The organism is Hyphomicrobiales bacterium, assembly GCA_030688605.1.
Classification (GTDB): Bacteria; Pseudomonadota; Alphaproteobacteria; order Rhizobiales; family NORP267; genus JAUYJB01.
Window position 1 is genome coordinate 1 of the sequence record JAUYJB010000130.1, and the last position, 24,474, is coordinate 24,474.

26 protein-coding genes and 1 pseudogene are annotated in these 24,474 nt (G+C 66.6%); 12 read left to right on the forward strand and 15 right to left on the reverse strand.

Translation table 11 applies throughout. From position 1 onward, the window contains the following. The 5 genes from Q8P46_13970 to Q8P46_13990 all read right to left on the reverse strand — a co-directional run. Window positions 1–1,811: homocysteine S-methyltransferase family protein (locus Q8P46_13970; GenBank protein ID MDP2621255.1), on the reverse strand; the 1,811-nt coding region annotated here is incomplete at its 3' end. Between the two features lie 4 nt (window positions 1,812–1,815). Continuing rightward, entirely contained in the window at window positions 1,816–2,733 is a 918-nt protein-coding gene (metF, locus tag Q8P46_13975; GenBank protein MDP2621256.1) for a methylenetetrahydrofolate reductase [NAD(P)H], read from the reverse strand. Beyond that, window positions 2,730–3,752 carry a metalloregulator ArsR/SmtB family transcription factor gene (locus Q8P46_13980; protein ID MDP2621257.1) on the reverse strand — a complete coding sequence of 341 codons (1,023 nt, stop codon included), beginning with the start codon at window positions 3,750–3,752 and terminating at the stop codon, window positions 2,730–2,732. Before Q8P46_13980 ends, metF begins: the two co-directional genes overlap by 4 nt. 139 nt (window positions 3,753–3,891) lie before the next feature. Further along, entirely contained in the window at window positions 3,892–4,815 is a 924-nt protein-coding gene (locus Q8P46_13985; protein MDP2621258.1) for a DMT family transporter, read from the reverse strand. Window positions 4,816–4,891: 76 nt separating this feature from the next. Next, window positions 4,892–5,599, reverse strand: coding sequence for a phenylalanine--tRNA ligase beta subunit-related protein (locus Q8P46_13990; protein ID MDP2621259.1), 708 nt, complete (start codon window positions 5,597–5,599; stop codon window positions 4,892–4,894). Window positions 5,600–5,667: 68 nt separating this feature from the next. On the opposite strand from Q8P46_13990, the gene Q8P46_13995 reads away from it, so the two are divergent. From Q8P46_13995 to Q8P46_14010, 4 genes are all read left to right on the forward strand, one after another. Next, entirely contained in the window at window positions 5,668–6,135 is a 468-nt protein-coding gene (locus Q8P46_13995; protein MDP2621260.1) for an isoprenylcysteine carboxylmethyltransferase family protein, read from the forward strand. A 6-nt stretch (window positions 6,136–6,141) separates the two neighbouring features. Further along, the gene (gene tsaA / locus Q8P46_14000; GenBank protein ID MDP2621261.1) at window positions 6,142–6,672 is read left to right on the forward strand and encodes a tRNA (N6-threonylcarbamoyladenosine(37)-N6)-methyltransferase TrmO; all 531 of its coding nucleotides are present in this window, start codon (window positions 6,142–6,144) and stop codon (window positions 6,670–6,672) included. 93 nt (window positions 6,673–6,765) lie between these two features. Next, entirely contained in the window at window positions 6,766–8,613 is a 1,848-nt protein-coding gene (ftsH, locus tag Q8P46_14005; protein ID MDP2621262.1) for an ATP-dependent zinc metalloprotease FtsH, read from the forward strand. A 163-nt stretch (window positions 8,614–8,776) separates the two neighbouring features. After that, window positions 8,777–9,388: an ABC transporter substrate-binding protein gene (locus tag Q8P46_14010; GenBank protein ID MDP2621263.1), complete on the forward strand. Its 612-nt coding sequence runs from the start codon at window positions 8,777–8,779 to the stop codon at window positions 9,386–9,388. Window positions 9,389–9,446: 58 nt separating this feature from the next. Here Q8P46_14010 and Q8P46_14015 read toward each other — a convergent pair. The 4 genes and pseudogenes from Q8P46_14015 to Q8P46_14030 all read right to left on the reverse strand — a co-directional run bounded on the left by Q8P46_14015 (window position 9,447) and on the right by Q8P46_14030 (window position 13,613). Further along, a pseudogene (locus Q8P46_14015) lies at window positions 9,447–9,755 on the reverse strand (IS110 family transposase). 139 nt (window positions 9,756–9,894) lie between these two features. Continuing rightward, window positions 9,895–11,949, reverse strand: a complete 2,055-nt coding sequence (locus Q8P46_14020) for a bifunctional aldolase/short-chain dehydrogenase (GenBank protein ID MDP2621264.1) — start codon at window positions 11,947–11,949, stop codon at window positions 9,895–9,897. A gap of 1 nt (window position 11,950) precedes the next feature. Next, window positions 11,951–13,054, reverse strand: coding sequence for an S-methyl-5-thioribose-1-phosphate isomerase (gene mtnA / locus Q8P46_14025; protein ID MDP2621265.1), 1,104 nt, complete (start codon window positions 13,052–13,054; stop codon window positions 11,951–11,953). Window positions 13,055–13,067: 13 nt separating this feature from the next. Further along, window positions 13,068–13,613 (reverse strand): adenine phosphoribosyltransferase, encoded by a 546-nt coding sequence (locus Q8P46_14030; protein MDP2621266.1) that lies wholly within the window; start codon window positions 13,611–13,613, stop codon window positions 13,068–13,070. Window positions 13,614–13,706: 93 nt separating this feature from the next. On the opposite strand from Q8P46_14030, the gene Q8P46_14035 reads away from it, so the two are divergent. After that, window positions 13,707–13,913 (forward strand): hypothetical protein, encoded by a 207-nt coding sequence (locus Q8P46_14035; GenBank protein MDP2621267.1) that lies wholly within the window; start codon window positions 13,707–13,709, stop codon window positions 13,911–13,913. 71 nt (window positions 13,914–13,984) lie between these two features. Here the strand turns inward: Q8P46_14035 and Q8P46_14040 are convergent, their stop codons facing one another. From Q8P46_14040 to petA, 5 genes are all read right to left on the reverse strand, one after another. Next, window positions 13,985–14,608: a hypothetical protein gene (locus tag Q8P46_14040; protein MDP2621268.1), complete on the reverse strand. Its 624-nt coding sequence runs from the start codon at window positions 14,606–14,608 to the stop codon at window positions 13,985–13,987. A gap of 132 nt (window positions 14,609–14,740) precedes the next feature. Further along, window positions 14,741–15,619, reverse strand: a complete 879-nt coding sequence (locus Q8P46_14045; GenBank protein ID MDP2621269.1) for an S-methyl-5'-thioadenosine phosphorylase — start codon at window positions 15,617–15,619, stop codon at window positions 14,741–14,743. Window positions 15,620–15,672: 53 nt separating this feature from the next. After that, on the reverse strand, window positions 15,673–16,473 hold the full coding sequence (locus Q8P46_14050; protein ID MDP2621270.1) for a cytochrome c1: 801 nt from the start codon (window positions 16,471–16,473) through the stop codon (window positions 15,673–15,675). Then, on the reverse strand, window positions 16,470–17,732 hold the full coding sequence (locus Q8P46_14055) for a cytochrome b/b6 (GenBank protein ID MDP2621271.1): 1,263 nt from the start codon (window positions 17,730–17,732) through the stop codon (window positions 16,470–16,472). The genes Q8P46_14050 and Q8P46_14055 overlap by 4 nt, the downstream gene beginning before the upstream one ends. Window positions 17,733–17,744: 12 nt before the next feature. Next, complete coding sequence (gene petA / locus Q8P46_14060) at window positions 17,745–18,284, reverse strand: ubiquinol-cytochrome c reductase iron-sulfur subunit (GenBank protein ID MDP2621272.1); 540 nt, start codon at window positions 18,282–18,284, stop codon at window positions 17,745–17,747. 270 nt (window positions 18,285–18,554) lie between these two features. Here petA and Q8P46_14065 point away from each other — a divergent pair, with 270 nt between their 5' ends. The 7 genes from Q8P46_14065 (at window position 18,555) to Q8P46_14095 (ending at window position 23,201) form a co-directional block, all read left to right on the forward strand. Continuing rightward, complete coding sequence (locus tag Q8P46_14065) at window positions 18,555–19,007, forward strand: tRNA (cytidine(34)-2'-O)-methyltransferase (protein ID MDP2621273.1); 453 nt, start codon at window positions 18,555–18,557, stop codon at window positions 19,005–19,007. After that, on the forward strand, window positions 19,004–19,612 hold the full coding sequence (locus Q8P46_14070; GenBank protein MDP2621274.1) for a class I SAM-dependent methyltransferase: 609 nt from the start codon (window positions 19,004–19,006) through the stop codon (window positions 19,610–19,612). The genes Q8P46_14065 and Q8P46_14070 overlap by 4 nt, the downstream gene beginning before the upstream one ends. 528 nt (window positions 19,613–20,140) lie before the next feature. Further along, a complete protein-coding gene (locus Q8P46_14075; protein ID MDP2621275.1) occupies window positions 20,141–20,854 on the forward strand; it encodes a cytochrome c family protein in 714 nt (237 codons plus the stop codon). A 15-nt stretch (window positions 20,855–20,869) separates the two neighbouring features. Continuing rightward, window positions 20,870–21,775 carry an oxygen-dependent coproporphyrinogen oxidase gene (hemF, locus tag Q8P46_14080; GenBank protein ID MDP2621276.1) on the forward strand — a complete coding sequence of 302 codons (906 nt, stop codon included), beginning with the start codon at window positions 20,870–20,872 and terminating at the stop codon, window positions 21,773–21,775. 41 nt (window positions 21,776–21,816) lie between these two features. Then, on the forward strand, window positions 21,817–21,999 hold the full coding sequence (locus Q8P46_14085) for a hypothetical protein (GenBank protein MDP2621277.1): 183 nt from the start codon (window positions 21,817–21,819) through the stop codon (window positions 21,997–21,999). Between the two features lie 36 nt (window positions 22,000–22,035). Continuing rightward, window positions 22,036–22,578: a copper chaperone PCu(A)C gene (locus Q8P46_14090; GenBank protein ID MDP2621278.1), complete on the forward strand. Its 543-nt coding sequence runs from the start codon at window positions 22,036–22,038 to the stop codon at window positions 22,576–22,578. Further along, entirely contained in the window at window positions 22,575–23,201 is a 627-nt protein-coding gene (locus Q8P46_14095; GenBank protein MDP2621279.1) for an SCO family protein, read from the forward strand. Before Q8P46_14090 ends, Q8P46_14095 begins: the two co-directional genes overlap by 4 nt. A gap of 6 nt (window positions 23,202–23,207) precedes the next feature. Here the strand turns inward: Q8P46_14095 and Q8P46_14100 are convergent, their stop codons facing one another. Beyond that, entirely contained in the window at window positions 23,208–24,473 is a 1,266-nt protein-coding gene (locus Q8P46_14100; GenBank protein ID MDP2621280.1) for a CCA tRNA nucleotidyltransferase, read from the reverse strand. Window position 24,474: the final 1 nt, after the last annotated feature.

Consider the following 24,474-nt stretch of genomic DNA (forward strand, 5'->3'; position numbering starts at 1 on the left):
GCATTGACGATGCCCATATCCATGCCCGCCTGGATGGCGTGATAGAGAAACACCGCGTGCATGGCCTCGCGCACCGCCTGGTTGCCGCGGAACGAGAAGGAAAGGTTCGACACCCCACCGGAGACATGAACGTGCGGCAGCTTGGCGCGGATGCGCCCCGCCGCCTCGATGAAGGCGACGCCGTAGCCGCTGTGCTCCTCGATGCCGGTGGCGACGGCGAAGATGTTGGGATCGAAGATGATGTCCTCGGGCGGAAAGCCGAGCTTCCTGGTCAATAGGTCGTAGGAGCGCTTGCAGATGGAGACCTTGCGCGCGACCGTGTCGGCCTGACCCTTTTCATCGAAGGCCATGACGATGACGGCGGCGCCGTAGCGCCGCACCAGCTCGGCCTGACGCAGAAACGCCTCTTCGCCCTCCTTGAGCGAGATCGAATTGACGATGCCCTTGCCCTGCAGGCATTTCAGTCCCGCCTCGATGACCGACCATTTCGAGGAATCGACCATCACCGGCACCTTGGCGATCGCGGGCTCGGCGGCGATCAGGTTGAGGAAGGTGACCATCGCGTCTTCCGAATCGAGCAGCCCCTCGTCCATATTGACGTCGATCACCTGGGCGCCGTTTTCGACCTGGTCGCGCGCGACTTCCAGCGCCGTCTCATATTCACCCGCCGTAATGAGCTTGCGAAAGCGCGCCCAGCCGGTGACGTTGGTGCGCTCGCCGACATTGACGAAGTTGGTCTGAGGCGTGAGCGTGAAGGGCTCGAGCCCGGAGAGTCGCATATAGGGCCTCAGTTCCGGCACCTTGCGCGGGCGCACGCCCTCCACCGCCGCGGCGATGGCGCTGATATGTTCCGGCGTGGTGCCGCAGCAGCCGCCGACGATGTTGACGAGGCCAGAGCGGGCGAACTCGCCGAGCATCGAAGCGGTCGCCTCGGGGCGCTCGTCATAGTCGCCGAACGCGTTGGGAAGCCCCGCGTTCGGGTAGGCGCAGACGAGCGTATCGGCAATCTGCGCGATCTCGTCGATATGCTGGCGCATCTCCTTGGCGCCAAGCGCGCAGTTGAGGCCGAATGCGAAGGGCCGCGCGTGCCTTAGCGAGTGCCAGAAGGCGGTCGGCGTCTGACCGGAGAGCGTGCGGCCGGAAAGATCGGTGATGGTGCCGGAAATCATCACCGGCACGCGCTCGCCGGTTTCCGCGAAGATCTCCTCCAGCGCCATGACCGCCGCCTTGGCGTTCAGGGTATCGAACACCGTTTCGATCAGGATCAGGTCGGCGCCGCCTTCGATGAGCCCGCGCGCCGCCTCGCGGTAGGCTTCCTTCAGGCCGTCGAAACTCACCGCGCGGAAACCCGGATTGTTGACGTCGGGCGAAATCGAGGCGGTGCGGTTGGTCGGTCCGATGGCGCCAGCGACCGCGCGCGGCCAGTCCGAATCCTGCGCCTCGAACGCGTCGCAGGCGGCGCGCGCGATCCGCGCCGCCTCGCGGTTGAGCTCGAAGACGAACTTCTGAGTGCCGTAGTCGGCCTGGGCGATGGCCGTCGAGGAGAAGGTGTTGGTCTCGACGATGTCGGCGCCGGCTTCCAGATACGCCTTGTGGATGTTGCCGACGATCTCCGGCTGGGTCAGGCTGAGGATGTCGATATTGCCGGCAAGGTCGCGCGGCCAGTCGGCGAAGCGCGCGCTGCGGAAGCCCTTCTCGTCAAGCCCATGCTCCTGAACCATGGTTCCCATGGCGCCGTCGAGCAGTAGGATGCGCTCGCGGGCGCGTGCTGCGAGGCGCTTGATCCGCGCCTTTCTGTAAAGGTTGGCCATGGGGCTAGCCGGCGACAGCGGCTTGCGCCGCCGCCTTGACCGGGCGCACGCCGAGCAGGTGGCAGATGGCGAACACCAGATTGGACCGGTTCATGGTGTAGAAATGGAACTGGCGCACGCCGCGCTCCATCAGCCCGAGAACCTGCTCGGCCGCCACGGCGGCGGCGATCAGCCGGCGCGTCTCCGGGTCCTCGTCGAGCCCGTCGAAACGGTCGGCAAGCCAGGGTGGAATGTGGGTGCCGCAGCGGGCGGCGAATTTCGCCGTCTGGCGGACATTCAGCACCGGCAGGATGCCCGGCACGATGGGGATGTCGATGCCGTTTGCGCGGACCATGTCGACAAAGCGGAAATAATAGTCGCTGACGAAGAAGAACTGGGTGATGGCGCGGCTCGCCCCGGCGTCGATCTTGGCCTTCAGCATGTCCATGTCCATGGCGAAGTTCGGCGATTCCGGGTGTTTCTCCGGATAGCAGGCGACGGAGATCTCGAAATCGGCGATGCGCTTGACTCCGCCGACGAGATCGGCGGCGTTGACGTAGCCGTCGGCATAGGGCGTGTAGCGCTCGCCGGCGCCGCCCGGCGGGTCGCCGCGCAGGGCCACGATGTGGCGCACGCCGGCCCGCCAATAGTCGCCGATCACCTTGTTGACCTCCTTGCGGGTCGCGGCGATGCAGGTGAGATGCGCCGCCGGCCTGAGCGTTGTGTCGGCCAGCATCCGCTGTACCGTCGCGTGGGTGCGTTCGCGAGTCGAGCCTCCGGCGCCGTAGGTGACCGACACGAAAGCGGGGTCGAGTGGCGCCAACCGCTCGATCGCGCTCCACAGGCTGCGCTCCATCTCCTCGGTCTTCGGCGGGAAGAACTCGAAGGAGACCTTGATCCCGTGCTTGCCGGCCAAGGCGGTTGCGGGCGGCGCGGCGCTCATCGGACCTCCTCCAGGGGCCGAGCCTCGGCCGGGCGCGGGCGGGTCGCTTTGCCGGGAACCTCGGCCAGCCACAGTGAGACGATGAGCCCGGTGCCGGCGGCCGTCTCCGGGGGGCTGAGCTCGCTGTGCAGCCCCAAACGCAGACCTGCGGACGCGATCCATTTCGCGACCTCGCCGGCCGCGAAACCGAGCCGGCGGTGAGCCTGCTCCTGGCGCAGAAACTCCAGATCATGCGGCGCGAAATCGACGATCAGGAGGAGCCCGCCGGGGCGCAGCATCCGCGCCGCCTCGCCGATGGCGCGCGCCGGATCGTCGAGATAGTGCAGCACCTGGTGGATGGTCACCACGTCAAAGCTCGCCGCCTCGAACGGCAGCGCGTAGAGGTCGCCGTGGCGCACCTGGCAGTGGCCGTAGCCGGCCGCGTCCAGCTTGGCGCGGGCAACCGACAGCATCTCGTGGGAGAGGTCGATGCCGACGCCGCGCCGGATGTGGGGCGCCAGCAGCTCGAGCACACGGCCGGTGCCGGTGCCGAGATCGAGCAGGCGGTCGAACGGCCTCTCGCCGATCACCTCCAGCATCGCGCGCTCGACCTCAGCCTCGTCGACATGCAGCGCCCGCAGCCGGTCCCAATCGCCGGCCTGGGCGCGGAAATAGACTGCCGCGCCCGCGGCGCGCTCCTCTTTGACCGCGGTAAGCCTTTCAAGGTCGCGGGCGATGACCGCTTCACCGGGATCGACGAGCCCGACGATCCCCTGCGCCAGCGCCGATTGAGGCCCGCTCTCGGCAAGCCGGTAGAACACCCAGCTTCCCTCGCGGAAGCGATCGATCAGACCCGCCTCCGTCAACAGCTTCAGATGACGGCTGATGCGCGGCTGGCTTTGGCCGAGGATCTGGGTCAGATCCTTGACGTTGAGGTCGCCCCGCGCCAGCAGCGCCAACAGGCGCAGCCGGGTCGGATCGCCGCCGGCGCGCAGGCCGGCAAGCAGCGGCTCAAGCCTCATTTGGCGTTGTTTGATCATCCTCGGTCGGCGCCTCCGCGCCCCGCTTCAGAGATACCCATATAAAGATATCTTTATTTTCAGGCCACAGACACATAGCCGAGTGTCCCGTCCGGCGCAAGAGGCGAATGGGATTCGTCCCACCGCGGGGCAAGTCCGATCAAAGCCTTCCCCGCCGCCGGAGCCACGCCACCGGCCGCCCGTCTATGGCCGCGAGCCCGGCCGCGATCATCGCCATGCCGGCGAGATGCTGCGCCTGCAGCGTCTCGCCGAGGAGGCCCATGCCGAGCGCCGTTGCGCTGATCGGGATCAGGAAGGTCACGAGCAGAAGGTTGACGGCGCCGGACGTGGCGAGCAGGCGGAAATAGAGAATATAGGCGACCGCCGTCGAGGCCAGCGCCAGGCCGAAAATGGCCCCGATGGCGGCTGCCGACGGCATCGGCAACGTCCACGGCCGGTCGACTGCGAGCGCCACGGGCAGCATCATGACGCTGGTCATCGTCAACTGGCCCGTCGCGACTTGTGATGGCCGGATGCCGGAAAAGCGCCTGCCGTAAATCCCGGTTGAGGCATAGCAGACCGCCGCGCCGACGACGGCGAGCTGTGCCAGAAGCGCGCCGCCGAGCCCCGACAGCGCCTCGATGCCGATCATAACGGCAACCCCGATAAAGCCGAGCGCGACGCCGACAGCGCGCAGGCCCGTCAGCTTTTCGTCCGCGGTCAGCCAATGGGCGAGCAGCACCGTCCAGATCGGCGTCGTCGCGTTGAGAATCGAGGCGAGGCTGCCGCTGATCTGCGTCTGTCCCCAGGAGATCAGGCTGAAGGGAACGAGATTGTTGAACAGGCCCATGACCGCGAAAGCGCCCCACAGGCGAAGGCTGGCGGGCAAGCGCCGGCCGGTCGCGAAGATGTAGACGTGCAGCGCAACCGCCGCCAAGGCCACGCGCAGCAATACCAGCGTCAGCGGCGGCAGGTCGTCAAGCGCCACCTCGATGAAGAAGAACGTGCCGCCCCACAGGAGCGACAGCGTCACCAGCATCGCCCACTGGGCAGTACCCATCGTCATGGCCGGCGTCTTGTTCATGGCGCTCGCAGCATGGCCCCTCGCTGCCCGGCCCGCCACCCGTTCCTTGCGCCGGCAGGCATCGGAAAGCGCCCTTCTATGCCGCAAGCGCGGCGACCGGCGCCGCGGCCGAGACGCGCGTGACGGCAACCCGCGCCGCGCAATGGGCGATGAGCAGCGCCTCAAGATCGGCGATCGCGGCTGCAAGGTCTCCGCAACCGTTGGCCTGCACGGTGACGACCGCGCGCCGGGTCTCAGGCGACACCAGGGAGCGCGCGTCCTGGCGCCAGTTCCAGCGCCGGCACAGCACCTTCTCGCTGTCCGCATAGACCACCTCGCCCGCCTTCGGCGGGTCCTCGGACGGGCCCTCGCCGCCCGCCATGTCGAGAAAGCTGTCGCCGGAACGCGCATAGCGGAAGGCGATGTCGCCAACCACCTGGTCGAGATCGTCGGCGCCGAGCGGCAGCACATGGGCGAGCGAGACCGCGTTGTAGGCATCGACGAAACCGTTGATGGCCGGAAGCTCGCGGCTGGCGAGCACGTTCTTGACCAGCCGCTCGACCGAGGAGCGGTAACTGGTCTTCTTGATGCCGAACTGGCGGTAGGTCCGTCGCCAGGCGGCGATGCCGGGAATTCGCGACAACTCCGTGCCGGCCCACAGCGCCCGGCAATCCGCCTCGCGCCTGGAAATTTCGGCGGCGAGCGCCGGAGGACGCCCCTCGCCTATTTGCAAGCCCGTGGCGATCACGACGCCGGCAGTGAATTCCGAGAAGTCAGCGGCAATTTCGGAGATATCGATCTTCATGGGCCCGGGCTGGAGAATTGGCCGGCCATTGACGCCGCACCGGTCGCGGATGGATCATCGGGCCTGTCATGAGCCCCGAAAAGGATATCCCCGGCGTGTGGGTGCCGCCACCGCTGATCTATCTGGCCGGATTCGCGATCGGGCTGGTCCTCGATTTGCTGCGGCCGGTGCCAGTTCTGCCGCAGGCCGTTCAGTACTCCGCCGGCTTCGCGCTGATCGCCATCGGCTTCGCTATCGCGGCGCTTGGCTTTCGCGAGTTCGTGCGGGTCAAGACCCCGTTCGACCCTTATCAACCGACCCAGGACGTCATCACTTCGGGCCCTTTCCGCTATTCGCGAAATCCGCTCTATCTGTCGCTCGCCACGCTCTATAGCGGCACCGCGATCGCCATCGACGGCATTTGGATCGTGGCCATGCTCGTGCCGACGTTGATCGTCCTCCACTATGGCGTCATCCTGGCCGAAGAGGCCTATTTGGAGCGCAAGTTCCCCGATACCTATCTTCCCTACAAGGCGCGCGTGCGCCGCTGGTTCTGAGGCCCGATGAGCGACGACGATTTCGAACCCCCGCGCCGCGGCGAGAAGGTGATCGAGCTGCCGCCGGCCGACGATGCCGGGCTGATCTTCATCGGCCGCATCCGCACCCCGTGGACCGACCGCCACGAGGCGCCGCGCAACGCGATGGAATCGGAGGCGATCTGCACCGTCGAGCTCGACGCCCGCTATGTCGAGGGGCTCCAATCGCTCAACAGCTCGACCCACCTGATCCTGCTCTACTGGCTCGACAAGGCGCGGCGCGACCTTATCGTCCAGAGCCCGCGCCACGACGACAAAACGCACGGGGTCTTCGCGCTGAGATCGCCGGTGCGCCCGAATCCGATCGGGCTTGCCGTCGTCGACCTGTTGGGAATCGACGCCAACGTGCTCACCATCCGCCATATCGACTGCCTCGACGGCACGCCGCTGCTCGACATCAAGCCCTATTTCGCCCATTCCGATTCCAAGCCCGAGGCCGATGTCGGCTGGCACAGAGAGCGCACCAAGCCCCTCAAGCCGCGCGGCCGCAAGCGGTAGGTGCAACATTGCGCCAAGTTTCCTATCTACAAGGGACGGGCGCAGCCCGGGCGCAACTGACGGCTGTTCAAGCGAAACCTTGAGGGGCACGCCATGGCCATCGAAAAGAAGACACAAATCAATTTGTGGTACGCGCTGTTCGCGCTCGGCGTGGTATTCCTGTTCCAGGCTTGGTTCGCCAGTACGCGGCAGGTCCAGCAGATCCCCTACTCGCAATTCATCGTGCTGCTCGATGCCGGCCAGGTGGAAAGCGTCGAGGTGGGCGACACCTATCTCACCGGCAAGCTGACGACGCCGACCGCCGAGGGCAAGGAGCTCTTCGTCACCACCCGCGTCGAACCGGACATCGCCGACGAGCTCGCCAAGCGCGGCGTCAAGTTCGAAGGCGTGGTCCAGAATACATTCCTGACCCAACTCCTCTCCTGGATCGTGCCGGTGCTGTTCTTCTTTGGCCTGTGGGCTTTCTTCATCCGCGGTTTCGCCGAAAAACAGGGTCTCGGCGGCTTCATGACCGTCGGCAAGTCGAAGGCCAAGGTCTATGTCGAGAAGGACACCAAGGTGACCTTCGCCGACGTCGCCGGCGTCGACGAAGCGAAGGCCGAGCTGCAGGAGATCGTCGCCTTCCTCAAGGACCCGGAAAGCTATGGCCGCCTCGGCGCGAGGCTGCCGAAGGGCATTCTTCTGGTCGGCCCGCCCGGCACCGGCAAGACGCTGTTGGCGCGCGCCGTCGCCGGCGAGGCGGGCGTGCCGTTCTATTCCATCTCCGGCTCCGAATTCGTCGAGATGTTCGTCGGCGTAGGCGCAGCCCGGGTCCGCGATCTGTTCGAGCAGGCGCGCAAGGCCGCTCCCTGCATCATCTTCATCGACGAGTTGGACGCACTCGGCCGCTCGCGCACAATCGGCGGGCCGATGGGCGGCCATGACGAGAAGGAGCAGACGCTGAACCAGCTCCTCGCCGAGCTCGACGGCTTCGATCCCTCCTCCGGCATCGTGCTGTTGGCGGCCACCAACCGGCCGGAGATCCTCGACGCGGCGCTGCTGCGCGCCGGACGCTTCGACCGCCAAGTTCTGGTTGACCGGCCAGACAAGCCGGGGCGCATCGCGATCCTCAAGGTGCACGCCAAGAAGGTGAAGCTGGCGACGGAGGTCGAGCTTGAACAGGTCGCAGCGCTCACCACGGGCTTCACCGGCGCCGATCTCGCCAACCTGGTCAACGAGGCGGCGATCATCGCCACAAGGCGCAAGGGCGAGCGCGTGACGCTCGACGACTTCACCGCGGCGATCGAGCGCATCGTCGCCGGCATCGAGAAGCGCGGCCGTCTGCTCAACCCCAAGGAGCGCGAAATCGTCGCCTATCACGAGATGGGCCATGCGCTGGTCGCGGCCTCCCTTCACGGCGTCGACCCGGTGCACAAGGTCTCGATCATCCCGCGCGGCATCGGCGCGCTCGGCTACACCATCCAGCGCCCGACCGAGGATCGCTTCCTGATCTCGACCGAAGACCTCAAGGCCAAGATGGCGGTGCTGATGGGCGGGCGCGCCTCGGAGCGGCTTGTCTTCAACGAGATCTCGACGGGCGCCGCCGACGATCTGGAAAAGGTCTCGGGTATCGCTCTCGACATGGTCACCCGCTACGGCATGACCGGCGAGGATGTCGGCCAGGTTGTCTATCGCGAACGACCGCCCGCCTTCCTCGGCCAGGTCGCCATGGGCCCGCAGCCGCGCGGCGAATATTCCGAAGCGACGGCGCGCGAGATCGACCTTGCCGTGCGCCGGCTGGTGGACGAAGCCTTCGCCAAGGCGACCGAGACCTTGAAAAAGCGCCGCAAGGACTTGGAGGCAGGCGTTAAGCTCCTGCTCGAAAAAGAGGTGCTGACGGCGGATGAGTTCCCGGCGCTGAAACCCGCCTCCCCGCCGCCGGAGACGAAGGCGGCGGAATGAAGCGCCGCGGCACGCGATTCGATTAGCCGATCTCCAATTCACCGCTTTTTTACCATCTTTTGCTGTCATATGAGCGAATGACGCCAAACCCTACGGGGGATTGACGTCACTCGCTCTAGCGGCGACCATGGGCGGGCGCGATAGGTGACGGGTGAACAGGGCGATGGGCACACACCCCGCATTCGGCAAGGTGACGCGCCGCGCAGCGATGCGCGGTCTTGCTGCCTTGTTCGCAGCGCCGTTGATCGGCGGCGCCCCGCGCGCCGTCCGCGCCGCCGGCGGGCCCGCCGTCGCCTATATGAAGAGCCGCGTCAAGAATGACCTGTTCGCGGCGGCCCGCGCCAAGACCACCGATTCCTTCCTGCGCGCCATCAACCGCCACGCCGACCTCGACGCGATCGCGCGCTATTCGCTGGGCACCTATTCCAGCCGCCTGACCCCGCCCATGAGCAACCGCCTCCGCCGCGGCGTCGCCGGCTTCATGGCCCGCTATTTCGCCATTCAGGCGAACGACTATCCGGTGGTGCGCGCCGACTTCCTGGGCGAATACCCCTATGGCGAGGACGACGTGGTGGTGCAAACGCGCATCCAGCTCAAGTCCGGAGCCTCCTATTCCGTCGATTGGCTGATGTCGGCGCGCGGCCACGGCTACAAGATCCGCGACGTGCGCGTCTACGGTCTCTGGCTGTCGCCGTTTCAGCGCGCGCTGTTCACGCGCTACATCGCCGAAAACGGCGGCGACCTGACGGCACTGCTGGCCGCCCTCAGGGTCTAGGTCGGTTCCTGGTAATAGGGGACCAATTTGATGGAGCCAAATCGGTTCATCCGGCAAGCCTGTCAACCGCTTCGCCGATCGCCGCCGCAGCCGCCGCGTCGTTCTTCTTGCCCCGCTTCACATACGGCTTCACGCAGGACGGCGCGATCATGCGGACCTCGTGGCCCAGCTTGCCCAGCGCGCGCCCCCAGTGGTGCGCCGTGCCGCACGCCTCGAGGCCTGCGACGCACGGCTCAACCGCCGCGAAAAACCGCAACACCTCGCTCCGCCGCAACCGTTTGCGTATAACCGCAACGCCGCTCCCATCGACGCCGTGAACCTGAAATACCCGCTTGGCATGATCGAGACCAAGGGTGCCAACCTGCATGTCGGACGGCTCCTCTCGCAAGGTGGCGCTCAATAGCAGCCTCGTTCTGGCACATTGCGATGCCGTTGAGCAGGGGCCGTCCACCCCATCATGGCCGGGCTTGATGTTCGGTCCGGGGGTGACGATGATTGCAATGAGTTCAGCGCAGCGCCGCGGCGATGTTGCCGCCGTCGACCGTCTCGATATGGCCGGTGGTCTTGCGCGCCTTGGCGAGATGCACGAAGGCCTGGGCGACATCGTCCGCCGTGACCTCGCGGCGCAGCAGGTTGCCGCGCATGTATTGGTCTTCGGAGACCCGCCGCGCGCGGGCGCGCTCGGCGATGAAATCGTCGGTCAGGAGGCCCGAGCGGATGCGGTCGGCATTGACGCCATTCGAGCGGATGCCGTCTGAGCCGTAATCGACCGCATATTGGCGCACGAGCAGGAGGGTCGCCGCCTTGGGCAGGCCATAGGGGCCGAAATTCGGCCCCGGATTGACCGCCTGCTTGGAGACGTTGAAGAGAAGACAGCCGCCGGTCTCCTGTGCCCGCATGACGCGCACCGCTTCTTGAGCAACGCTCTGATGGGCGAAGAAATTGATCTCGAAGCTTTCGCGCAGCACCGCGTCCGGGACTTCGCCGATGCGGCCCGACCAGGCGGCGCCCGCATTGGAGACCAGGATATCGACGCCGCCGAAGCGCTCGCACACCTTGTCGAATGCCGTGCGCACCGAGGCGCGGTCGGTCACGTCGCAGGCGATGCCGAAACCGCCGATCCCTGCCGCCCCACGCTCGGCCGCCGCGCCGTCGATGTCGAGAATGGCGACATCAGCGCCCTCCCGGCGTAGCGCCTCGGCGGTGGCAAACCCGATGGCCCCGGCGCCACCCGTCACCACGGCGACCTGGCGCGTCAAGGGCTTGTCGGCGGATTTGGCGAGCTTGGCGTGCTCCAGGCTCCAATATTCGAGATCGAACAGGTCGCTTTCCGGCAACGGCTCGTAGCGGCCGATGGCCTCGGCGTCGGTGACGACGCGCACCGTGTTCTCGGCAAGGTCGGCCGCAGCGCCGGCGTCCATGTAGGTCTTGCCGAGGCCGAACAGGCCGAGCCCCGGCACCAGCGCCACCCGTGGGCTGGGGTCGAGCCTGGTCTTGGTGTTGCCGACGCGCTTGTTCGCGCGGGCGAAATAAGCGTCGTATCGGGCGGCGAACTGGGCAACGGCTTCGCGTACCGCCGCGGCGAAATCGTCGAGCCCGCCGGCCTCGGGCGACGGGACTACGAGCGGCACGTTCTTGGTGCGGATGATGTGGTCCGGCGTCACCACGCCGCGTTGGCTGTAGTCGGAAAGCTCCTCGCCGTTGACATAGTTGAGGATCTCGGGGCTCGCCCGGAAGGTCATGACGAAGCGCTCGGGCTCGCCGGCGAGATCGGCTGGGGGAATGGCGCAGGCGCCGCGCAGGATCGGCGCGATGTCGGCGGCCGTGGCGAGTTTTTCCGGCAAGGCCCGCGCGGCGAAGACGTTGCGCCGGTTTCTGGCAAGCCGCGCCTCGGCGCGGGAAACCATGTCGATCATCCGCTCATAGGCCTCGCGCGCGTCCTCGCCGAAGGTGAAGATGCCGTGCTTGTGCAGGATCAGACCTGCCACGTCGCGCTTCTGCGCGTAGATTTCGGCCGCTTTCTTGGCGAGCGCAAAGCCCGGCATGATGTAGGGCACGAGCCCCATCTCGCCGCCATAAACCTCGGCAGCAAGCTTCTCCCCGTCCGGCTGGTCGACAAGGGAAAGGACGGCGGTCGAATGGGTGTGGTCGATGAATTTGTGCGGCAGGAAGGCGTGCAGGAGCGTCTCGACGGAGGGGTTGGGCGCGGCGCTGTCGATGAGGTTGCCGCGCTGATAATTGACCATGTCCTCGTCGGTCAAACCTTCGAGCCGGCGCAGCGCCTGCAGCCGCTCGAGCCGCACCATGGGAAGGCCCTCTGGCTCGATGTCGCCCATGTCCCGGCCCGAGCCCTTGACGCACAGGACATCGATCTCATCACCCAACAGGTCGGTGATCCGGGTCTTGACCGAACTGTTGCCGCCGCCATGCATGACGAGGCGCGGGTCGCGGCCCAAGAGCCTCGTCGTATAGACCCTGAGCGCGAGGTCCTCGGGGATGCCCTCCTGCGCGTAGCGCGCGACATAGGCGCGGGCGTCGGCGTCGGACCATCGGCTTTCCATGTCAGGCCGCCTCCCCTGCCCGTTCCGGATAAAGCGCAAGCAGCCCCGCGCGCGAGGCTTCGCACACGCCGCGTTCGGTGACGAGGCCGGTGACGAGCCTTGCCGGCGTCACGTCGAAGGCCGGGTTGGCGGCCGGGCTGCCGGGGGCCGAAATCGCGACGCTGACGATTGAGCCATCCGCCGCCCTGCCGGTCATCTCGGTGACCTCGCGCGGGTCGCGCTCCTCGATGGGGATCGAGGCAAGTCCGTCCTCGATGCGCCAGTCGATGCTCGAATGCGGCAGCGCGACATAGAAGGGCACGCCATTGTCGTAGGCCGCCAGCGCCTTGAGATAGGTGCCGATCTTGTTGGCGACGTCGCCGTTTGCCGCCGTGCGGTCGGAGCCGACGATGACGAGGTCGACCTTCCCGCGGTGCATCAGATGGCCGCCGGCATTATCCGCGATGAGGGTGTGCGGCACGCCATGGCCGGCGAGTTCGAAGGCGGTCAGCGCCGCGCCCTGGTTGCGCGGACGCGTCTCGTCGACCCAGACATGGACCGGAATGCCCAGATCGTGCGCCTGATAGACCGGCGCGGTGGCGGTGCCCCAATCGACGGTGGCAAGCCAACCAGCATTGCAATGGGTGAGGATGTTGACTGGCGCGCCGGGCTTTTTTTCCGCCTGCGCCTCGATCAGCTTGAGGCCGTGCACGCCGATCAACCGGCAGGTCTCGATATCCTCGTCGCAGATGTCCCCGGCGCGCTTTAAGGCGGCCGCGGCGCGCCTGCCGTGCGGCACGTTGCGCACGGCCTTGACCATCTCGTCGAGCGCCCAGGCGAGATTGACGGCGGTCGGCCGCGTCGCCTCGAGCAGCGCGCGGGCCTCCTCCAGCGCCCGGTCGGACGGATCGGCGCGAAGCGCCAGCCACACGCCATAGGCCGCCGTCGCGCCGATCAGCGGCGCGCCGCGCACCTGCATCGACGAGATCGCGCGGGCGGCCGCCTCGACCGTCTCCAGCCGGGCGATGACGAGCGCGTGCGGCAGCAGCGTCTGGTCGATGATGTCGACCGCCTGCCCGTCGCGGGCGGGCCAGATGGTGCGGTAGTGAACGCCGTCGATGTTCATGGCGGCATACCGTTCAATCGCCCTTGAATTCGACCAGCGAGTGCACCTTGACGCCCTTTTCCCTGAGCAGCCTGGAGCCGCCGAGGTCCGGCAGGTCGATGACGAAGCAGGCGGCGACGATGTCGCTTCCCGAACGGCGGATCAGCTCCAGCGCCGCCGCCGCCGTGCCGCCGGTGGCGATCAGGTCGTCGACCAAGAGGCATTTGTCACCGGGCCGGATGGCGTCCGCGTGGATCTCCACCGTATCGACGCCATATTCGAGCGAATAATCCTGCACGATGGTCGTGCCCGGCAGCTTGCCCTTCTTGCGGATCGGTATGAAGCCCTTGCCGAGCTCGTGGGCGATCGCCCCGCCGAGAATGAAGCCGCGCGCCTCGATGCCGAGGACATAGTCGATCGGCACGCGCAGGAACGGCCACAGCAGCTCGTCGACGGCGGCGCGGAAGGCGTGCGGGTTGGCGAACAGCGTCGTCACGTCGCGGAACTGGATGCCGGGCTTGGGATAGTCGGGAATGGTGCGGATATGGTCCTTGATCCGGAACCCGTTTCTGAGATCCATGGCAGCCTCCCCGGAATTGCGTCCGGACCCTTGCGCGCGCCCCGTCAAAGCCTCAGCCTTTCAAAGCGAAATGCGAACCGAGAGGGTACCATTGTGAGTAATCAAAACGGCTATGTCACCGTCACCAATATCAAAATATCGTTCGGCAGGCTGATCGTCCTGTTCGTCAAGCTCGGCCTCGCGGCAATTCCCGCCGCCATCATACTCGCCCTCATATGGGGCCTGGTCGTGCTGGCGCTGGGCGCGCTTTTCGGCGGCCTCGACTCGCTGAACGAATTGCTGACCCCTCCCAGCCGCTAGAGCGGGATGAGGAAAAGTGGGAACCGCTCCAGCCGACTGGGACCGCCTGCCCGAACCGGGCCGCGAAAAGGTCAGTGGGACTGTTCCTTGTGGTGTTCGCAGGTGACATTCGGATTGAACGGCATCAGCGCGCCCGAGGGATTTTCCCGGTGGGTCCAGACGTGCTGGTCGTAGTGGGGCTCGAACGCGTGCGCCTCGTCGGCCGGCGTCGCGGGGTCGTCGGCCATCGGATCCCAGGTGCGCCCCGCGAAGACCGGCGGGGCGTCGTGTCCGGCCGCTTTCCACGCCTTCTGGAAGACCAGATTCTCGGCGCCGACGAGGACGAGAGAGCCGTCGGCCTGCGGCTCGTAGAGCAGGATCGCGGGCTTCTGAAAGTCGGTATGGGTGCTCATCCCGTCGACCCGCGGCTCGCCGGCGGTGATCTCGAGCATCTGCGGGTGGATATAGTGGATGCCCATCCCGCCCCACTCCGGCGGCAGGCCTTCCTCCGCCGCGGTGACGCAGTGGCCCGCCGGATCCGGAATGTAGCCGTCGGCCAGCGCCGCATTGACGTCCTTGTATTTCTCGATGGCTGCGCGCACCGCGGCCACCTCCGCGGCCTCGTCGGCAACGGCGCCGACGGGCGGGACTAGCGCCGACACTACAATGGCGGCGGCGGCAAACACGATCGAACGAGAAAACTCAGAACACATCATTCCCTCCTTGGCGATGGTGAGCGTCTTGTCAGCGTCAGCGCCGCCGACAAGATCGGCGTGGCCCAGATGACCACAAGCCGTGGGCGAAAGCTAGAATTCCTCTAGTCTGACCGCAAGCTCTAGTTTACGGCCTCATCCGCCCTTCAGCACCCGTCCCGCCACCGCGTCGAGCTTCTTCAGAAGCGCGGGATCCCGCGCCTCCGGCGCCGTGATCAGCGCCGTGTCGAGCGCCCGGTCGGAGCCGATCGGACAGGTCTCGTGCTGGCGCGGGAAGTCCTTGGCGAGGCGAGCGATGAGCCGCTTGGCCTTGTCGGCATTGTCCATCAGCACGCGGATGATGTCGGCGACCACCACGTGGTCGTGGTCGGGGTGCCAGCAGTCGTAATCGGTGACCATGGCGACGGTGGCGTAGCAGACCTCCGCTTCGCGGGCGAGCTTGGCCTCCGGCATGTTGGTCATGCCGATCACCGAATAGCCGAGATTCTTGTAGGTGAGGCTTTCGGCGAGCGAGGAAAATTGCGGCCCCTCGATGCACACATAGGTCCCTTCGCGCGCGAACGACAGGCCTTCGGCCTCCGCCGCCGCTGCGAGGTGCAGCCTGAGCCGCGGCGAGACCGGATGGGCCATCGACACATGCGCCACGCAGCCGGTGCCGAAAAACGAAGTGGCGCGGTTGTGGGTGCGGTCGACGAATTGGTCGACGAGCACGAAGGTACCCGGTGACAGCTCCTCCTTGAACGAGCCGCAGGCGGACAGCGAAACGAGGCTGGTGACGCCCGCCCGCTTCAAGGCGTCAATATTGGCACGGTAGTTGATGTCGGTGGGCGACAGCCGGTGGCCGATGTCGTGGCGGGAAAGGAAGACGATGGGCAGGCCATCGATCTCGCCGATGCGCAAGGGCGCCGACGGCTCGCCCCACGGGCTTGCGATTCGCTCCTCGCGTACGTTGGCGAGCCCGGGAAGGTCGTAGACGCCCGATCCGCCGATGACGCCGAGCACCGCCTTGGTCACGCGCTCCTCCACCGCCGAGTTCGTTTCGAGAGCCTCGTCCCCCGTGCGTTCCTTCAATGCGCGACGCCGGCGAACAGCCGCCGCTTGGCGGCGTAGAGCAGGCCGGTGAGGATCAACAGATAGATCATGACGTTGAAGCCCATCCTGTGGCGCGCCTCGAGTTTCGGCTCGGCCGCCCACATCAGGAACGCGGTCACGTCGCTAGCGTATTGCTCGACCGTCTCCGGCGAGCCGTCGGTGTACTCGACCACGCCCTCGCCGAGCGGCGGCGCCATGGCGATCTGGCGGCCGGGGAAATAGGCGTTGTAGTTCATGCCCTCGCGCAGCTCGAAGCCGGTCGGCGGCTCCTCATAGCCAGCCAGAAGCGCGTGGATATAGTCGGGCCCGTGCGGGCGCGCCTTTGCCATCACCGACAGGTCGGGCGGCAGCGCGCCATTATTGGCGGCGCGGGCGGCCTGCTCGTTGGCGAAGGGCGACGGGAAGCGGTCGGAGGGAAGGCCCGCCCGGGTGAACATCTCCCCCTCATCGTCCGGGCCGTCCTCGACCTCGAACTCGGCGGCGAGCGCCTTGACCTCGGCCTCGGAGAATTCGAGACCGCCCGGCTCGGCGAGATTTCGGAACGACAGCATCCGCATCGAATGGCAGGCCGAGCAGACCTCGCGATAGACCTTGTAGCCGCGCTGCAACTGGGCGCGGTCGAAGGTGCCGAAGGGGCCGGAAAAGCTCCAATCCACGCCCGGCGGCGCGACCTCTTCCGCGGCACCCACGCGATCGGCGGCAAGGGAGACGGCGCAGCCGGCCAGAAGCGACGCGACGACGAGGCGCCGCAGCCCGTGGGCGAGAAGGTCGGTCATGACGCGCCCCTGTGGCCGGCATCCGTCTTGGCCTGTTTGCCGAGCACGGCGGTTGCGATGCTTTCCGGCAGCGGCCGCGTCTTCTCGATGAGGCCGAGCAGCGGCAAGAGGATCAGGAAATGGAAGAAATAGTAGGCGGTCAGGATCCGCGCCGCGATCACGTATCCGCCCTCCGGCGGTTTCGAGCCGAGATAGCCGAGGCCGATGCTCACCACGACCAGGATCCAGAAGAACGGGATGTACATAGGCCGATAATTGGCCGAGCGCACCTTCGACGTATCGAGCCACGGCAGCACGAACAGGACGCCGATCGAGGCGAACATGGCGATCACCCCGCCGAGCTTGTCGGGGACCGCCCGCAGGATCGCGTAATAGGGCAGGAAGTACCATTCCGGCACGATGTGCGCCGGTGTCACCAGCGGGTTCGCCTTGATGTAATTGTCGGGATGGCTGAGATAGTTGGGCGCGTAGAAGACCAGCGCCGCGAACAGCAGGAAGAAGGCGACGAGCGCGAAGGTGTCCTTGACCGTGTAATAGGGATGGAAGGGCAGCGTGTCCTGCTTGGTCTTGGTATCGACCCCGAGCGGGTTGTTGTTGCCCGGCACGTGCAGCGCCCAGATGTGCACCACCACCGCGCCGGCGATCAGGAACGGCAGCAGATAGTGCAGCGAGAAGAAGCGGTTCAGCGTCGGATTGTCGACTGAGTAGCCGCCCCACAGCCATTGGGTGACCTCGGTGCCGATGAGCGGAATGGCACTGAACAGGTTGGTGATCACCGTCGCCGCCCAGAAGCTCATCTGGCCCCACGGCAGCACGTAGCCCATGAAGGCGGTCGCCATCATGAGAAGCAGGATGACGACGCCGACGATCCACAGGATCTCGCGCGGCGCCTTGTAGGAGCCGTAATAGAGGCCGCGGAAGATGTGGATATAGACGGCGAGGAAGAACAGCGAGCTGCCGTTGGCGTGCAGATAGCGCAGCAGCCAGCCATAGTTCACGTCGCGCATGATATGCTCGACGCTCTCGAAGGCGAAGTCCACATGCGCCGTGTAGTGCATGGCGAGCACGATTCCGGTGATCAGCTGGATTACCAGGAAGGCCATCAGGATGGCGCCGAAGGTCCAGAAATAGTTGAGGTTGCGCGGCGTCGGAAAGGTGATCGCCGTAGGATAAAGGAAGCTCATCACCGGCAGTCGGCTCTCGAACCATTTCATGAACGCCGATTTGGGTGTGTATTTGTCGCCGTGGAGCACGCTCATGCCTGTCTTCCCCTAGCCGATCCGGACATGCTCGTCGTCGAGGAACTCATAGGCCGGAACCAACAGGTTCTGCGGCGCCGGCCCTTTGCGGATGCGGCCCGACGTGTCGTAGTGGGAGCCGTGGCAGGGGCAGAACCAGCCGCCCCAGTCGCCGCGCGGGTCGCCGTCCTTCTGGCCCAGCGGCACGCAGCCGAGATGGGTACAGATCCCGACCACGATCAGCCACTGCTCGCGGCCCGCCTTAACCCGGTCGGCGTCGGCCTGCGGGTCACGCAGCTCGGCGAGATCGATGTTCCGCGCCTCCTCGATCTCCTTGTCCGTGCGCTCGCGGATGAAGACCGGCTTGCCCTGCCACCGCACGGTCACGCCCTGGCCGACCTCGATGGCGCTGAGATCGACCTCGATGGCGGCGAGCGCCTGGATGCTGGCGTCGGGGTTCATCTGGTCGATGATCGGCCAGGCGGCGGCCATGGCGCCGACCGCGGCGAACGAACCGGTGGCGATGTAGAGGAAATCCCGGCGCGTTGGTTCCGCCGTACTTCTTGTGGCCACGCTTTCACCCCCTGTTTGCAGGCGCCTGCGGTGGCGGCTGGCGTGTGTCGCATGACACACGAGCCGGCTTGATGCCAAATGGAATCCGTCTTCCCGACCGTCAGGTTCCCTCGGTCAGAGCCGGCGCCACCCCGCAAGGCCCGGAAAATGCGGGCTTCTTTTGGCAAAGTTCAAATCCAATGTCCAGCACCGCGTGAGCCCGAGGGCGAAGCGTCGCATAATGCCTTGACGGTGAAAAGCCAATGGGCGGATTGTCGCTCGATTGAAGCCATGCGCGTCGCCCTCTACCAGCCGGACATTCCGCAGAACGCGGGGACCATTCTGCGCCTGTGCGCCTGCCTCGACGTCGCCGTCGACGTCATCGAGCCGGCCGGCTTTCCGGCGAGCGACCGCGCCTTTCGCCGCGCCGGTCTCGACTATCTCGATCGCGTCGATCTGAAGCGCCACGCCTCGTTTGCCGCGTTCGAAGCGTGGCGGCGGATAAACCCGGCCGCGCGCCTGATCCTGCTGACGACCAAGGCGGAGACGAGCTATATCGGCTTTGCGTTTGCCGGCGACGATGTCCTACTTCTCGGGCGCGAGTCGGCGGGCGTGCCGGCGAGCGTCCATAAGGCCGCGGACGCGCGATTGCGAATCCCCATGCGCGCGGGCCTGCGCTCGCTCAACGTCGCCGTCGCCGCTGCCATGGTGCTCGGCGAGGCGCTGCGCCAGACAAGGACATGACCAAGAAACGACCCTATGCCCACGTCGCCCGGCTTTACGACCTGCTCGACCTTCCCTTCGAGCACGGGCGCTACCAGCCGATCAGGCGGATGCTGTTCGAGGGCCTCGGCGGCACCATCCTCGATGCCGGAGTCGGGACCGGGCGCAACATCCCGTTCTATCCGCCCGGCGCCGAGGTGGTCGGCATCGACCTTTCGCCGCAGATGCTGGCCCGGGCGCGACGGCGCAAGGAGCGCCTCGGTTCGCCGGTCGAGCTTATCGAAATGGACGCGACGGCGACCGCCTTTCCCGACGCGCATTTCGACTTCGCGGTCGCGACCTTCCTGTTCTGCGTCCTCGACAACGACGAACAGCTTCCGGGCCTCAAGGAGCTTGCCCGCGTGGTCAAGCCCGAGGGCGAGATCCGCATCATCGAATACGCCTATTCGCAAAGGCCGATGAAACGCTTCGTCATGCGGCTGTGGGCGCCCTGGGTGCGCTTCGCCTATGGCGCGACGTTCGACCGCGATACCGAGCGTTATGTCGAGGACGCCGGCCTCAGGCTTGTCGCGAAGCGCTTCGTCTTCGAGGACATCATCAAGCTGCTGGTCCTCAAACCGCGATAAGCCCAAAGCCGCGGGCCGAGGCCATGCGTTTCGTCGTTGCCAGCTTTCGGCAATTGCGGGAATATGCGTGCCGATGAGAATGTTCGCCGCCCTTGGTTTCGTTTTGGCCGTGATTTTCGGCCTCGGCGCCCTGGCGCCTCCGGCGACCGCGGCCGCCTGGTCGGCGGACCTTCCGGCGCCCATCCATGACGGAAGGGTTGCCGCGGGCGGCTGTTGCGACTGCGGCGCCACCTGTCAAACCATCGTCGGCAACGGCAACTGCCCGGTCCATTGCGAGGCCGCACCGGCCCTTGCCCTTGCGACTTTCGTCGGTTCCGCGGCGCCCGGGCTGACTTTGGATCATGCAAGGGCCGATGATCGGGATGGTCTGCCCCGTTCGCCCGACCCCGCCCCTCCGAAACACCCGCTTCTCAGCCAGCAAGCAGTCGTCGCGTAAGCGGCGGAATGGGAGAAGCGATTCAATGGCAGGCGGGTTGGCTGCGAATCTTCGGCTTCCCGCCATAGTGCCAGGATTTCTGGAGGTGGACCATGCGTTACGATTACCCGCTCGTTGCACTTGTCTTGTCGTTTGCGTTCCATCCTGCCGCCGTTCTTGCGGCCGAGGACGGCGATCTGGCAAAGGGCGAACAGATTTTCCGGGCCTGCGCGGCCTGCCATTCGCTGACGCCCAAGCGTCACATGACCGGTCCCAGTCTCGCCGATATCTGGGACCGGCACGCCGGGACCGCGGAAGGTTTCAGCCGCTATTCGCAGGCCCTCCGGAATTCCGGGATTGTCTGGGACGCCGATACGCTGGACGCTTGGCTCGCCGACACGCGCGCCCTCGTCCCCGGCAACCGGATGATCTTCCGCGGCATGTCCGATGCCGGACAGCGGCGCGACCTGATCGCCTTCCTGCGCCAGGTCTCGGAACATCGGCGCGCGCAGGCTCCGGCACCGGCGCAAAATGCCGAGCAGGAGCCAATGGCCGGCCAAGAAGAACCGATGGACCTCAAGGCCGCGCCGCCGGCCAACCGGGTCGTTTCGGTGCGTTATTGCCGCGATACCTATACAGTCGTCAGCGAAAGCGGAGAGGCACATGAATTCTGGGAGTTCAACCTGCGCATCAAGACCGATGGCAGCGACCTCGGTCCGGCCCCCAACCATCCGGTGTTGATACAGTCCGGCATGATGGGCGACCGGGCCTTCCTCGTCTTCGCCGCTCCGGCGGAGATCAACGCGTTCGTCAGCGCCCAGTGCTGACGGAGATCGCCGCAGATGACCTTGCCCCCCGACCTCGACGCCAAGAAACGACGCGCGGCCGAGTGGTTTTCCGAGTTGCGCAACAAGATCTGCGCCGCCTTCGAGGACCTGGAGGTCGAGCTGACTGGCCCCGGCAGCGACCGGCCGCAGGGCCGCTTCGAAAGCACGCCCTGGACGCGAGAGGACCATGGCGGCGGAAAGGGGGACTGCGGCGATAGCGGCGGCGGCGAGATGGCGCTGTTGCGCGGGCGCGTGTTCGAGAAGGTCGGGGTCCATGTTTCGACCGTCTACGGCGAGTTCTCGGAAGAGTTCCGCGGCGAGATCCCAGGGGGCGCCGAGGACCCGCGTTTCTGGGCGAGCGGCATTTCGCTCATCGCCCACCCGTGCAATCCCAACGTGCCGGCGGCGCACATGAACACCCGCATGATCGTCACCTCGAAACTGTGGTTCGGCGGCGGCGCCGACCTGACCCCGGTGCTCGAACGCCGCCGCAGCCAGGAGGACCCCGACACAAGCGACTTCCACGCCGCCATGCGGGCCGCCTGCGATACGCATAAGGACGTGGCCGACTATGCCAGCTTCAAGGACTGGTGCGACCGCTACTTCTACCTGCCGCACCGGGGCGAGATGCGCGGCGTCGGCGGCATCTTCTACGACCGGCTGGAGGTCGAGGACTGGGACGCCGGTTTCGCCTTCACGCGCGCCGTGGGCGACGCCTTTCTCGGCATCTATCCGGTGCTCGTCCGGCGCAACATGGACCGGCCCTGGACCGAGGCGGAGCGCGAGGAACAGCTCGTCCGGCGCGGCCGCTACGTCGAGTACAATCTGCTCTACGACCGCGGCACGACCTTCGGGCTGAAGACCGGCGGCCATGTCGAGGCGATCCTGTCCTCGATGCCGCCGATCGCCAAATGGCCGTGAAACCCCTTTCATTACCCGGCCGATGCACTATTTTTACCCTCATGACCCGACAGCGGAACCCCGGCAGCGAGACACGCAATGGCCTCCTCGGACCGCCGGCGGCGGTCGCACTGTTCGCCGCCGCGGCCGGAATTCTGCTGCTGGCGGGCCTTGCCTTGTGGCAGCGCCACGGGCTTCTCATCTATGTCGACATGCTGGCCAATGGGATATGGAACTGTTTCTGAGGCCGGCGTGATTCGTCTTAACATGGAAGACCCGTCATGAGACTTTCGAAGCTCGCGGCCCTGTGCCTTGCGGCGTTTGTTGTCGCCGCCCTCGCCCTTTCCGCCTTGGCTCAAGGCGAGGCGCAGAACGGCATCGCAGTCTCCGAGGCCTGGGCACGGGCGACCCCGCCGGCGGCAAGGACCGGCGCGGTCTATGCGACCATCCGCAACTCCGGCGGCGCGCCCGACCGGCTGATCGGCATTGAGAGCGACGTGGCCGACGGTGGCGTGATCCACGAAATGACCATGGAGGGCGACGTCATGCGGATGCGCCCGCTGACAGACGGCGTCGTCGTCGCGCCGGGTGAAACCGTCGCGCTCGCCCCCGGCGGGTTGCACGGCATGCTGATCGGCCTCAAACACCCGCTGAAAGCAGGTGACACGTTTCATGCGACAGCGGTCTTCGAGACCGCCGGGCGCATCGAGATTTCCGTTCCAGTGGTGGCGATGGGCGCGGCGGCGCCCGGCGGACCCGCCATGGAGGGCATGTCTTCCGAAGGCCATGGAATGAACATGAACCAGGGTGAAGGAAAGCCATGAGCGGACGGCGCGGGCCTCCCCGGCTCGCAATCTACACCGCCTTTGCGGCGCTCGCGGCGGCGCTGGTCATCACGGCGATCGCCGTCTTCACCCTGTCGCGGCCCGGCGGCATCGGCACCGTCATCTCCTCGGGCGAGGCGCAGGTCGGCGGCCCGTTCACCATGACCGACGAGAACGGCGGGCCGGTCACCGAAAAGTCGCTCCTCGGCAAGCCGTCGATCCTGTTTTTCGGCTTCACCTATTGCCCGGAAGTCTGTCCGACGACGCTTTACGATATGTCGGCGGTGCTGGAAAAGATGGGCGACGACGCCGACCGCATCAACGCGGTATTCATCTCGGTCGATCCGGAGCGCGACACGCCGCAGGCAATGAAGGACTATCTGCAGGCCTTCAACCCGCATATTCGCGGGTTCACCGGCACCCCGGAGGAGACCCGCGAGATCGCCAAGGCCTACCGGGTCTATTATCGGAAGGTGCCGCTCGAGGGCGGCGACTACACGGTCGATCACACGGCGCTGGTCTATCTGTTCGACGCGGAGGGGAAATTCGTCAGCCCGCTCAATCTGAAGCAGGCGCCGGAAAAGGCGGCCGCCCCCATCCGCGCGCTGCTTGGAGAAAGCTGAGCGGCGCTATTCGCCCCCCGCGGCGATGGCCTCCTCGATGAGAACGTCGAGTTCCTCCTTGGCGGTCGGAAAGCCGCACGCGATCCAGCGTTCCTCGGCCGCCCGCAGGATCGTGCCGACATGCGGGCCGCCCTTGATGCCGCGCTGCCTGAGATCGGCCCCGCGCCACGGCAGCTCCGGCACGCGCCAGCGCTCCGGCAACCGGTAGAGCGCCTTCCAGCCCGGATCGTCCATCGCCCCGCCGCGCCGCGCCCAGGAGGCCAGCACCCGGTCGGTGAAGGTGCCTCTGCCGGCCCGGTAGAGCGCGTGCTTGCGATCGGCTTCCGGCAGCGCCGGCGTCATCTCCCACCAATGCTCGCTCGCCGCGACGAGGCGCTGATGCTCGGCCCGCGACAGGCGCAGCCGGGTGTTGAGCCGGTCGGCGTCCTCGGCCACCGCACAGCCGAGAACGGCAAGCCGCAGCGTCGCATCGATATCGAGTCCGAGCGCCGCCTCGATGCGCAGGAGATGGGCGAAGGGGCCGAGATAGGCGACGCCGGCGAAGAGATCGAGCGAGATGCCGGTCTCGACCATGGCCGTGACGGCGCTAAGCGGTTCGTCCGCTTGCATCAGACGCCGCGTCTCCTGGCCGAGGCGCTCGGCGGAAAGCTGCGCGAGGCCGTGGCGCGCGCGCACACAGGCCGCAAGCCCCTCGGCGTCGAGCGCGCCCTCGCCATATTCCGCGTGCAGGCGGAAGAAGCGCAGGATGCGCAGATAGTCCTCGCCGAGCCGCGCGTCGGCGTCGCCGATGAAGCGCACGCGCCGCGCGGCGATGTCCCGATAGCCGCCGAGCGGGTCGAACACCCGGCCTTCCGCGTCGGCATAAAGCGCGTTGATGGTGAAGTCGCGCCTGCGCGCGTCCTCCTTCCAGTCATCGGTGAAGACGACGAGCGCGTGCCGGCCATAGGTCTCCAGATCGAGCCGCAGGGTCGTTACCTCGAACGGCCGGCCATGGGCGATCACCGTGACCGTGCCGTGGTCGATCCCCGTCGGCACCGCCTTGAGCCCGGCCCGGCCGGACTTGGCCAGGACCTGCTCGGGCGGCACCCGCGTGGCAAGGTCGATGTCCTTGACCGGGCGGTCGAACAGCGCGTTGCGCACCGCCCCGCCGACGATCCGGGTCAGCCCCTCCTCGCCGCCGCCGAGCGCCGCCAAGACGCTCTGCAACGCCGGGTCGTGCAGCCAATCCTGCCCGGCAAGACTTGGTAAGCTGTCTTCCTGCATCCCGCTCATC

Bases quoted from the DNA above. Each gene is read 5' to 3' on its own strand.
- metF (MDP2621256.1), bottom strand. From the start codon at position 2,733: ATGAGCGCCGCGCCGCCCGCAACCGCCTTGGCCGGCAAGCACGGGATC.
- Q8P46_13980 (MDP2621257.1), bottom strand. From the start codon at position 3,752: ATGATCAAACAACGCCAAATGAGGCTTGAGCCGCTGCTTGCCGGCCTG.
- Q8P46_13985 (MDP2621258.1), bottom strand. From the start codon at position 4,815: ATGAACAAGACGCCGGCCATGACGATGGGTACTGCCCAGTGGGCGATG.
- Q8P46_13990 (MDP2621259.1), bottom strand. From the start codon at position 5,599: ATGAAGATCGATATCTCCGAAATTGCCGCTGACTTCTCGGAATTCACT.
- Q8P46_13995 (MDP2621260.1), top strand. From the start codon at position 5,668: ATGAGCCCCGAAAAGGATATCCCCGGCGTGTGGGTGCCGCCACCGCTG.
- tsaA (MDP2621261.1), top strand. From the start codon at position 6,142: ATGAGCGACGACGATTTCGAACCCCCGCGCCGCGGCGAGAAGGTGATC.
- ftsH (MDP2621262.1), top strand. From the start codon at position 6,766: ATGGCCATCGAAAAGAAGACACAAATCAATTTGTGGTACGCGCTGTTC.
- Q8P46_14010 (MDP2621263.1), top strand. From the start codon at position 8,777: ATGGGCACACACCCCGCATTCGGCAAGGTGACGCGCCGCGCAGCGATG.
- Q8P46_14020 (MDP2621264.1), bottom strand. From the start codon at position 11,949: ATGGAAAGCCGATGGTCCGACGCCGACGCCCGCGCCTATGTCGCGCGC.
- mtnA (MDP2621265.1), bottom strand. From the start codon at position 13,054: ATGAACATCGACGGCGTTCACTACCGCACCATCTGGCCCGCCCGCGAC.
- Q8P46_14030 (MDP2621266.1), bottom strand. From the start codon at position 13,613: ATGGATCTCAGAAACGGGTTCCGGATCAAGGACCATATCCGCACCATT.
- Q8P46_14040 (MDP2621268.1), bottom strand. From the start codon at position 14,608: ATGATGTGTTCTGAGTTTTCTCGTTCGATCGTGTTTGCCGCCGCCGCC.
- Q8P46_14050 (MDP2621270.1), bottom strand. From the start codon at position 16,473: ATGACCGACCTTCTCGCCCACGGGCTGCGGCGCCTCGTCGTCGCGTCG.
- Q8P46_14055 (MDP2621271.1), bottom strand. From the start codon at position 17,732: ATGAGCGTGCTCCACGGCGACAAATACACACCCAAATCGGCGTTCATG.
- Q8P46_14065 (MDP2621273.1), top strand. From the start codon at position 18,555: ATGCGCGTCGCCCTCTACCAGCCGGACATTCCGCAGAACGCGGGGACC.
- Q8P46_14070 (MDP2621274.1), top strand. From the start codon at position 19,004: ATGACCAAGAAACGACCCTATGCCCACGTCGCCCGGCTTTACGACCTG.
- Q8P46_14075 (MDP2621275.1), top strand. From the start codon at position 20,141: ATGCGTTACGATTACCCGCTCGTTGCACTTGTCTTGTCGTTTGCGTTC.
- hemF (MDP2621276.1), top strand. From the start codon at position 20,870: ATGACCTTGCCCCCCGACCTCGACGCCAAGAAACGACGCGCGGCCGAG.
- Q8P46_14085 (MDP2621277.1), top strand. From the start codon at position 21,817: ATGACCCGACAGCGGAACCCCGGCAGCGAGACACGCAATGGCCTCCTC.
- Q8P46_14090 (MDP2621278.1), top strand. From the start codon at position 22,036: ATGAGACTTTCGAAGCTCGCGGCCCTGTGCCTTGCGGCGTTTGTTGTC.
- Q8P46_14095 (MDP2621279.1), top strand. From the start codon at position 22,575: ATGAGCGGACGGCGCGGGCCTCCCCGGCTCGCAATCTACACCGCCTTT.
- Q8P46_14100 (MDP2621280.1), bottom strand. From the start codon at position 24,473: ATGAGCGGGATGCAGGAAGACAGCTTACCAAGTCTTGCCGGGCAGGAT.